This window comes from Bacteroides sp. (assembly GCA_036351255.1).
Lineage (GTDB): Bacteria > Bacteroidota > Bacteroidia > Bacteroidales > UBA7960 > UBA7960.
Map to the genome: position 1 here is coordinate 1 of JAZBOS010000138.1, position 5,338 is coordinate 5,338.

A 5,338-nucleotide genomic window follows, 5' to 3' on the forward strand; every position below is an offset into this window, starting at 1 on the left:
ACCCAAAGTTTCCCGATACCTTTTGGTCTTTCACGTATGCTTTAAGTTTTATCGGAAAGAAGGCGGCCTTCCCGCCGCTTGGCCTGCTCACGGTAGCGTCCCTTTTACCGGAAGAATGGCCTAAGCGCCTTGTGGATGTAAATGTGGATAACCTTACGGATAAAGACCTTTTGTGGGCGGATATGGCCTTTATAGGGGGTATGGCGATTCAGCGGAAATCGGCCAAACAAATAATCGCCCTGTGCAATGCTTCCAACTTAAAAGTCATTGCCGGAGGGCCTCTTTTTACTTCTGAACCCGATGAATTCAAGGAGGTGGATCATCTCGTGCTCGACGAAGCGGAATTGACACTTCCCGCTTTTCTGTCGGATCTGGAAAATGGACAGCCTAAAAAGATCTACAGGGCTTCCGGTTTCTGCGATCTTTGCGACACCCCGACTCCTTCGTGGAATCTGTTAAAAATGAAGCGATATGCCTCCATGAACATTCAGTTTTCCAGGGGATGCCCTTTTAATTGCGAATTTTGCAATGTAACGGCACTATTCGGTCACCGATCCCGTGTAAAAACACCACAACAAGTTATCGCGGAGCTGGACCTTATTTATAATTCGGGCTGGCGAGGCAGTATATTTTTTGTTGACGACAATTTTATTGGAAACAAGCATTATCTTAAAACGCATTTGTTGCCCGCTCTGATCGAATGGCGAAAAGATAAAAAAGGATGTATTTTTTTCACGGAGGCCTCTATCAATCTGGCAGATGATCCTGAACTCCTGGAAATGATGGTAAAGGCGGGATTCGATTCGGTTTTTATCGGTATCGAGTCGCCTGATGAAGCCAGTCTGACGGAATGTCGTAAAACCCAGAACAAAAACCGGGACCTGCTTGAAAGCGTCAAAATTATCCACCGTTCAGGGTTGCAGGTGATGGGCGGTTTCATTGTGGGCTTTGACAATGACAGGCCTTCTATTTTTCAGCGGCAGATCGATTTCATTCAAAACAGCGGGATCGTCACCGCAATGGTTGGAATGCTCCAGGCCCCTCCGGGAACACGTCTCTTTGACCGGCTTCAACGGGAAAGTCGGGTGGTCAATACTTTTTCCGGGGATAATGTTGATGGAACAACCAATATTATTCCCAAAATGGGCATAGACAGCCTTCTGGATGGGTATCAATCGGTCATGAAACAGATTTATTCACCTGAAAACTACTACCGGCGAGTCAGAACTTTATTCAGGGAACTTAAGGCGCCTGAAATTAGACAACCAATAAATTTTCAGCGGCTCCTTTCAATCTTTCGGTCTGCTATACGGCTCGGGGTTTTGGGGAAGGAGCGGTTTCATTACTGGCAGCTGATTTTATGGACTATCATTCGCAAGCCAGGTTTGATATCACTCGCGATTACTCTGTCAATATACGGGTATCATTACCGTAAAATTTGTAAACTGTATATTCTTTAAATGGTAAACTCCTATGAAATCATGGACGAATAACACAATGGAAAGGAAATATCATGACAACTTACCTGGAAGACAAAGATATCGAGCAATTAATGGCTGAGGCCGATGAAATCATACGACGGATTAATTCTGATTTCATCAAAGAGATGGAAGAAGAGGATCGCCTGCAGATTGAAATATACGCTCAAAACCTGAAGGAGCGCAAGTCCGAGATTCAGAGGATCAGGAAGGAAGGAAAATCAGAAACAGGCTCTGGTGCCCAAGGAATGCACGAGGCAATCGATGATATTGTGAAGGCCATCAATGAATTGAAAAAATATTTTAGTGATTTTGGTCAACCGCCTTTGAATAAGAAGCCGGCTTCTTAGTTGCTTAAAAGTGCTCCACCCGGTTGCCTTGTGTCCAAACCGGTAAATAAAAGGTTTCAGTGTTCAGGTGTCAGGCCTGGTTTCGGGCAGGTGAAAGGCCTCTAAGAACGCTGAAACCTTTTTTTAGGATTAATTTCGTTCCCATGCTTTGCGTAAGAATTTATAATAGGAGCAAGGAAAAAAACTGTGCTTTCAGAATTCAACGCGTGCTGCTAGGTTGAAAAATAGGCAATTCATTATGAAAAAAATCGGAATTATTGCAGGTGCAGGAATACTTTTGGTCATTGTGATTTTTGCATGGTGGGTCTTCAGCCGCCCTGAACGGGGTACAACCGGGTCGGTCAGCACGAAATTTCGCTGGCTCGGGCCCAACGACAAAATCGTGATTGACGGCTTTGACGACCCCAAAGTACAGGGAGTCGCTTGTCATATTTCCCGTGCGCAGACGGGTGGGGTAAAGGGAGAATTTGGCGTTGCGGAAGACACGAGTGATGCCGCCATTGCCTGTCGTCAGATTGGTCCAATCAGGATCATCGGCGAGCTCAAGGACGGCGAACGCGTTTTTGATGAGCACCGCAGTCTTGTTTTCAAGAAGCTTCAGGTCGTAAGATTCTTCGACCGCGAGCGCAACGTACTGGTTTACGTGGCTTATAGCGACCGGGTTATCGAGGGTAGCCCAAAGAACAGCATCAGCACGGTGCCGATCATGGGGTGGCCGGTTCCATAGAAAAGGAAATATCTATATTGAAGCACCACGAAGCAAACATTTTCACGAAAATTTTTAGTTTTCCGGGACGTCTTCGCAAGAATGCCCTCGCCCAAAAGAGCGTAGGCAACGACCTGCCGCTTCGGTCGGAGTTGTTCAGCTCCTCTCAGATGGAAGAGCACGGAAAGACCGTGGCAGGCTTGCACACCCTGGGTGAGGTTCATGGTGCAGAAAGGCTTTTGACGAGGCTTGCTAAAAACGAGGATGTCCTTTTTGACGTCCACGATCTTTTGACCAGGGCCGTGAAGTCAAACCGCAGGATTATTCCGGCAGCGGAATGGTTGCTCGACAATTTCTATCTAATAGAGGAACAGATTCTGGCGGCAAAGAAACTTTTACCGAAAGGGTACGCCAGGAAACTCCCGCGTCTTAAAGACGGCCCATCAAAGGGCCTTCCCCGTGTTTATGACATTGCGCTGGAGATGATTTCCCACAGCGATGGGCGGGTGGACTCGGAGAGCCTCTGCAGCTTTGTTGCCGCCTATCAGACGGTCACAACGTTGCAGTTGGGAGAATTATGGGCAATTCCCATCATGCTGCGTCTGGCGCTCATCGAGAATCTCAGGCGGATTTCAGCCCGAATTGCCATTGACAGGATTGACCGTGACCTGGCCGATTATTGGGCTGACATAATTTCAAAGACGGCGGAAAATGAGCCGAAAAAGTTGATCATCAGGGTTGCCGACATGGCACGATCAAACCCGCCCATGGTCAGTGCCTTTATTGCGGAACTTGCCCGTCGTCTTCAGGGACAGGGTTCCGCTCTTGCATTGCCCCTGGCCTGGATCGAGCAGCAACTCACAGAATCCTACCTGACCATCGACCAATTGGTTCAATCGGAGAATCAGCAACAAGCTGCTGATCAGCTTTCCATAAGCAACAGCATCGGAAGCCTGCGATTCTTGAGCGATATGGACTGGCGCAAATTCGTGGAGACAATGAGCGCCGTTGAACAAATCCTGCTGGAGGACCCTTCCGGAATCTATGGCGGGATGGATTTTAATACCCGTGATCAATACCGTCATATCGTGGAGGAGGTTGCAAAAAAGAGCGGATTCTCCGAAAAGGAAATAGCTCGTGAAGCGATCGGCCTAGCCCGACAAAAGACTGCCGGGAAAAATCGTGGTAACCGGGCTGATCACGTGGGCTTCTACCTCATCGATAAAGGGTTTCCCCAGCTGGAAGAGCTGGTGAGGGTCAGGCCGACGGCTATGGACGTTATTCAAAGAACCGGTCGCAGGTATCCTTTGTTGTTTTATCTCGGATCCATTCTTTTCTTTGCAGTGATCATTTCCGCCGGTCTGCTGGCAGAGGTCCGTCCAGCCGGTATGGGCGGACCTCTGCTCTGGTTCGTCGGTGTTGTCGTTCTTCTGTCGGTAAGCCGGCTTGCCATAGCTGTGGTCAATTTTTTTGCGACACGTCTTGCCAAACCGCTTCCGCTGCCACGAATGGATTTTTCCGAAGGAATTCCTTCCCAATTATCTGCCCTAGTTGTGGTTCCCTCCATGCTTTCAAGCACAGAGAATGTTGAAAAGCTGGTGGGTGATCTGGAAGTCCGGTTTCTGGCAAACCGGGACGTAAACCTTCGATTTGGCCTGCTGACTGACTTTATGGATGCTCATGAGGAAAAACTCCCCGGGGACGAACCGCTATTAATGCTGGTCCGGCAAAAAATTGAAGAATTGAACGGAAAATACGGGGGAAACGGTGATCCCTTTTTTCTTTTTCATCGGCCACGTCAATGGAATCAGCGGGAACGAATCTGGATGGGCTACGAGAGGAAGCGGGGAAAACTTGCAGAATTGAATTTGCTTCTCCGTAGCGGTTCCGGGAACGGTTTTTCTCTCATTGTCGGAAATATCGAAGTTTTACAGGAAGTGAAGTATGTCATCACCCTTGACACGGACACAGATCTTCCGCGTGATTCGGCATGGCAACTCGTGGGTGCAATGGCCCATCCTTTAAACCGCCCTCAGTACGACGAGAAAAAGGGGCGCATCGTATCCGGATATGGCCTCTTACAACCACGGGTAGCCGTAAGTTTGCCCGGAACGAACAAATCGCGGTATGCCCGTATGTACGGGGTCGATGCAGGTGTCGATCCTTACACCCGTGTTGTTTCTGATGTTTATCAGGACATCTTCGGCGAAGGCTCATACATCGGCAAGGGCATTTATGATGTTGATGCATTCGAGAAGGTGCTCAGGGACCGTTTCCCAGAGAATCGGATTCTTAGCCATGATCTTATCGAAGGATGTTATGCAAGATCCGGGCTGATTAGCGATGTGCAGTTATACGAAGAGTACCCGCTGCATTACAGCGCGGACGTGAGCCGCCGTCGCCGATGGATTCGCGGGGATTGGCAGATCGTGCGATGGCTTTTCCCAGGCGTTCCCGGTTCAGATAGGTATTTTACAAAAAATTCGCTTTCCCTGTTATCCCGCTGGAAAATTTTCGACAACCTTCGGCGCAGCCTTGCGCCAATAGCATTATGCCTTTTACTTCTTCTCGGTTGGACCATACTGTCGTCTCCCTGGTTCTGTACTGTGGCGGTTCTTTGTATCGTGTTGGTTCCTTCCTTGATTAATTGCCTCATGGGCTTTTTCAATAAACCGGGTGAAGCAGTGATGAGCCAACATCTCACCGGTGCGGTTCGTGCCACCGGAAGATGCCTTGCCCAATTACTATTTACGCTCCTCTGCCTTCCTCATGAGGTCTTTACCAATGGCACTGCCATTTTGCAA

General features: G+C 48.6%; 4 protein-coding genes. All 4 read left to right on the plus strand.

Going from position 1 to position 5,338, the window contains the following annotated elements; genetic code table 11:
• Positions 1-1,460: B12-binding domain-containing radical SAM protein (locus V2I46_13555; GenBank protein MEE4178526.1), on the plus strand; the 1,460-nt coding region annotated here is incomplete at its 5' end.
• Positions 1,461-1,513: 53 nt separating this feature from the next.
• Positions 1,514-1,828 carry a hypothetical protein gene (locus tag V2I46_13560; protein MEE4178527.1) on the plus strand — a complete coding sequence of 105 codons (315 nt, stop codon included), beginning with the start codon at positions 1,514-1,516 and terminating at the stop codon, positions 1,826-1,828.
• 217 nt (positions 1,829-2,045) lie between these two features.
• Positions 2,046-2,555 carry a CreA family protein gene (locus V2I46_13565; GenBank protein MEE4178528.1) on the plus strand — a complete coding sequence of 170 codons (510 nt, stop codon included), beginning with the start codon at positions 2,046-2,048 and terminating at the stop codon, positions 2,553-2,555.
• A partial coding sequence (locus V2I46_13570; GenBank protein ID MEE4178529.1) for a hypothetical protein occupies positions 2,540-5,338 on the plus strand: 2,799 nt, incomplete at its 3' end. The genes V2I46_13565 and V2I46_13570, both read left to right, overlap by 16 nt.